The organism is Bartonella sp. TT110JLCBS, from assembly GCF_042193405.1.
Classification (GTDB): Bacteria; Pseudomonadota; Alphaproteobacteria; order Rhizobiales; family Rhizobiaceae; genus Bartonella.
In genome coordinates this window covers 1-3,539 of record NZ_JBHILT010000060.1, presented here as the reverse complement: position 1 = coordinate 3,539, position 3,539 = coordinate 1, and the positions used below count along the sequence as shown (strand labels likewise).

Below are 3,539 nucleotides of genomic sequence, written 5' to 3'. Positions count from 1 at the left end.
GTCGTAGATGCTCTGGTTTTAAAGCTTCAAGATGACGTACCCAATATTACAAAAATCTTGGCAATTTTGACAGATTTCGGAGCTTCAGAACTTCCACATCGTATGGATTCTTTGTTGCGAACTTATGAACCAAATTTGGAGCCTCCCATTAAAAAGGTTGCTTAAGTAAAAAACATCCCCCTTCCCCATCTTTACAAGGTGGGGAAGACGTTTCAAGCCGCGTTTTTGATTGTAATAATGACTTGCTTGCCAAGAACGCTCAGTGCTTGCTCTAGTGTTTGAAGCTTAGTTGGATAATTTGGATCAAGAATGCGTCTTGCTTCTGTTTCTTTTTTACCCAAACGATGTGCCAATTCTGTTTTTGTGATATTCGCTTCATTAAAGGCTTCTACCACTGCAAGTTTAAGAGCATTCCAAGCATCTACCGTGACCTCTACAAGGTCTTTATATTGCTGTGGTACTGGTAAAGGTAAACCGCGCATAGGATAGCTCCGTAATGCTAACCCTAAAGCTTCAACAGCATTCTCTAATGCCTCAGTTCTATTTTCTCCAGCTGTTATTGCTTCTGGTACATCTGGAAAGGTTACAATAAAACCACCATCTGGATCAGATTCCAGTTTTGCTTGATACGTGTACTCCATGTTTAGATCTCCTCGCCATAATCGAAATGCTTTTGAAACGAAAAATTTAAGCCATTGAGAGAGTAACTCATACCCCCAACTGCTTTTTTATTATTTTCACGTAAAGTGGGGTCAATTCACCAGATTTTATAACGGTTGTCTTGTCTCCAAAAGTTACCAAATAATGTGACCCTTTACCTGCATCAGGAGCTTCACTATAATGAATGCCTCTTTTTCTGGCTTCTTTACGTAATTCCCTAAGCAGCGCTTCTCGTTTCATTTAGCCTCCCCTTTCTGCATAAAATGAATATCGCACAAAAAGGTTCGATAGTCAACAATAAATCGAACAAAAAAGTTTGATACAGACTCTTAATAAATACAGACTCTTAATAAAAGGATATTTATTGGAAAGTTAAAAGCAGAAATAAGAAAGCTGTGCCATTTGTGTGACATGGTTTTTTGATGAATAATTTGTCAAATTAATATTATAATGTAATACTTAAAAAAACTGTTATTAACAAACTGAAATAATTGAATAAATAAGAAAATTATGCTAGGATTTTTCATGTATAAATTGCTAATCTAATGGGGCTACAAATATGCTAAATAAAGTGACGTTAATCGGGCGCCTTGGTGCTAATCCCGAAAGCAAAACAATGAATTCTGGAGCAGAAATAGTCAATTTTAGTATAGCGACTTCTGAGAGCTATACAGATAAAAAAACCAATCAAAAAGTAGAGAAAACAGAATGGCATTCAGTTGTGATTTTTAATCCACATTTGGCAAAAATTGCACTTCAATATCTCAACAAAGGTTCAAAGGTTTACATAGAAGGAAAATTACAGACACGCAAATGGCAAGATAAAAATGGGCATGACCGTTATACAACAGAGATTGTCTTACCACAATTCAAAGGCGAGTTGTATTTGCTTGATGCCAAAAAAGATCAATCGGCATCCCCTACCCCTTCACCTATTACTTCTCAAAATTATGCTATCGCTTCAGGGGCTGCTGATCATAGTGCACTCATTAATAATGATAGCATACCATTCTGATTGAAAAAAATATGACAAAAAGAAAAAAACGTGCAAAACGCGGTCGTCCACGGATTAAAGGATGTATCAGAGAACCAAATGGACGTATCTCACGAGCAAAAACACCGCATGAACCCATGGATAAATTGGCAATTGAAATGCGTGCTAAGCGCTTTGGCTTGACCATAGAAGAGGCTAAAAATCCGCTTTCCGGCACCTATATCGGGCGGCTTTATTTGCAAGGCAAAATAAATCAAGACCAATATGATGCTGCGCAAAAATATCTTGAAGTGAAAAACAATTACCTATGTGCAAAAGCATTGCCTAATGCAATTTATGATGAAATGCCTACAACTTCTGATAACGGAGCAAGAGAGAAATGGGTACAGAAGGCAACACAACGTCTTTTAGCTGTAAAAGATGTTGTTCAAGAAGCTCAATGTTTACACCGTCAATATAACCTTCATGCCGCATTACAGTATCTTGTCATAGAAGATCAATCACTACCACACCTTGTGCTTTCATTGCGCATTGCTCTTAATGCGCTTTATAAACATTTTACGCAAAACCGGTAATTTTCAAGCGGCGTCTTGGATATTAATGGCAACCTCTTTTCCAAGAGCAATGAGAGTAGATTCTAAGGCATCTAATTTGGTTGCGTGGTTTAAATCCAACAATCGGTCAATTTGTACTGGATGAAGTTTTAAAAGACGTACGAGATCAGCTTTGCGTAAGTTTTTTTCAATCATAGCGTTATGTATTGCAATTTTTAAAGTCACCAATGAAGATACTTCAACAAAAGGATAGGCAATATCACGATGTCCAAAGGGAATAGGTTCACGATCTTGAAAACGCCCCATAATGACTGTTAAAAGTGCATTTTTAGCCTGTTCCAAAGCCTCTTTTTCATCGTTACCATAGGTAATAAATTCCTGAAAGTCTTTAGAGACGACTAGAAGAGTATCATTGTCATCTTTGATAAATTTGATTGCATATTTCATTTACACCTCCATATTCAGGCTTATTTTAGGTCAAGATCTTTAAGAATCTTCTGGACTAATCCTGTTCCTAATTCTTTTCGCGTACCATGCATAGGTAAAACGGACTTTTTAGAACCGCGCTTTACAAGCAAATGTCCACCTTTCCCTGAAGTAAAACTGCAACCATGCTTTATAAGATATCTTTTCAATTCTTGACTATTCATTATAATAATATAACATCTAAAATGTTTCAATACAACATAAATGTTTCGTTAAAGGAAAATAAAGAATATCTTTTAAAACACCATATTTAGGTAAAAAAATAAAAAAAATACAAGATCATGATTTTTTTTGTTGACATAGTATAAAAAATCGTATTTAATGACGGTACTGCACTAGTCGTATTGTGTTTAAAATTCAAAAATATCCCCAAAAATTCAGTAAAATATGAACTTGAAACGTAGCTAGAAAGCCCTGTTTTCTCGGTAATTCTGACTAATCTATTTTTCAAATAACAAAAATCAATATTTGACTAACGATGTCATTAATTATGACTCAAAAGGAGCAATGATGAAAGCTGTCATCACTAAGCCAATGTGTGTTGTTGGAGACAATAAAAGCACTGTTCGATTTGAACCATCAACACCCAATAATCCATTTGTTGAAGTTTCTAATCAAGTCTACGCACGTCTCAAGCGCGCTAATGCTGTAAAACCTTTTATTGGAGTCAAGACAACAGCAAAAACAGACAAGGCAGTTGAACAAATTAAGCAGATAAAACAAGAAGCCGTACAAACATCGTCTGAACCAGTGACAGAGGAAATTCCACTCGAAAAGCCTAAAGCATCTAAAGTTTCCAAGCCATCAACACCTACCCCAAAAAAGGCTTAGAAGTTGAAATTAAT

Annotated in this window: 7 protein-coding genes; 3 read left to right on the top strand and 4 right to left on the bottom strand. The window is 36.0% G+C overall.

Annotated features, from left to right (window positions below):
• Nucleotides 1–212: 212 nt before the first annotated feature.
• Together ACFILW_RS09195 and ACFILW_RS09190 are read right to left on the bottom strand one after the other, a co-directional pair.
• A complete protein-coding gene (locus ACFILW_RS09195; protein WP_375613907.1) occupies nt 213–641 on the bottom strand; it encodes a type II toxin-antitoxin system HicB family antitoxin in 429 nt (142 codons plus the stop codon).
• A 67-nt stretch (nt 642–708) separates the two neighbouring features.
• Nucleotides 709–900, bottom strand: coding sequence for a hypothetical protein (locus ACFILW_RS09190; RefSeq protein ID WP_004859817.1), 192 nt, complete (start codon nt 898–900; stop codon nt 709–711).
• A 319-nt stretch (nt 901–1,219) separates the two neighbouring features.
• Between ACFILW_RS09190 and ssb the strand changes: the two genes are divergently transcribed.
• Complete coding sequence (ssb, locus tag ACFILW_RS09185; protein ID WP_375624117.1) at nt 1,220–1,675, top strand: single-stranded DNA-binding protein; 456 nt, start codon at nt 1,220–1,222, stop codon at nt 1,673–1,675.
• A gap of 11 nt (nt 1,676–1,686) precedes the next feature.
• The gene (locus tag ACFILW_RS09180) at nt 1,687–2,229 is read left to right on the top strand and encodes a hypothetical protein (RefSeq protein WP_375685632.1); all 543 of its coding nucleotides are present in this window, start codon (nt 1,687–1,689) and stop codon (nt 2,227–2,229) included.
• 3 nt (nt 2,230–2,232) lie between these two features.
• On the opposite strand, the gene ACFILW_RS09175 is transcribed toward ACFILW_RS09180, so the two are convergent.
• Together ACFILW_RS09175 and ACFILW_RS09170 are read right to left on the bottom strand one after the other, a co-directional pair.
• On the bottom strand, nt 2,233–2,655 hold the full coding sequence (locus tag ACFILW_RS09175; RefSeq protein WP_375624121.1) for a type II toxin-antitoxin system HicB family antitoxin: 423 nt from the start codon (nt 2,653–2,655) through the stop codon (nt 2,233–2,235).
• 20 nt (nt 2,656–2,675) lie between these two features.
• A complete protein-coding gene (locus tag ACFILW_RS09170) occupies nt 2,676–2,858 on the bottom strand; it encodes a type II toxin-antitoxin system HicA family toxin (RefSeq protein ID WP_006589116.1) in 183 nt (60 codons plus the stop codon).
• Nucleotides 2,859–3,204: 346 nt separating this feature from the next.
• Here ACFILW_RS09170 and ACFILW_RS09165 point away from each other — a divergent pair, with 346 nt between their 5' ends.
• Nucleotides 3,205–3,525: a hypothetical protein gene (locus ACFILW_RS09165; RefSeq protein WP_375685634.1), complete on the top strand. Its 321-nt coding sequence runs from the start codon at nt 3,205–3,207 to the stop codon at nt 3,523–3,525.
• The last annotated feature ends 14 nt before the right edge of the window (nt 3,526–3,539 follow it).

Coding starts and splice junctions, on each gene's coding strand:
- ACFILW_RS09165 (WP_375685634.1), top strand. CDS start 3,205: ATGAAAGCTGTCATCACTAAGCCAATGTGTGTTGTTGGAGACAATAAA.
- ACFILW_RS09195 (WP_375613907.1), bottom strand. CDS start 641: ATGGAGTACACGTATCAAGCAAAACTGGAATCTGATCCAGATGGTGGT.
- ssb (WP_375624117.1), top strand. CDS start 1,220: ATGCTAAATAAAGTGACGTTAATCGGGCGCCTTGGTGCTAATCCCGAA.
- ACFILW_RS09175 (WP_375624121.1), bottom strand. CDS start 2,655: ATGAAATATGCAATCAAATTTATCAAAGATGACAATGATACTCTTCTA.
- ACFILW_RS09190 (WP_004859817.1), bottom strand. CDS start 900: ATGAAACGAGAAGCGCTGCTTAGGGAATTACGTAAAGAAGCCAGAAAA.
- ACFILW_RS09170 (WP_006589116.1), bottom strand. CDS start 2,858: ATGAATAGTCAAGAATTGAAAAGATATCTTATAAAGCATGGTTGCAGT.
- ACFILW_RS09180 (WP_375685632.1), top strand. CDS start 1,687: ATGACAAAAAGAAAAAAACGTGCAAAACGCGGTCGTCCACGGATTAAA.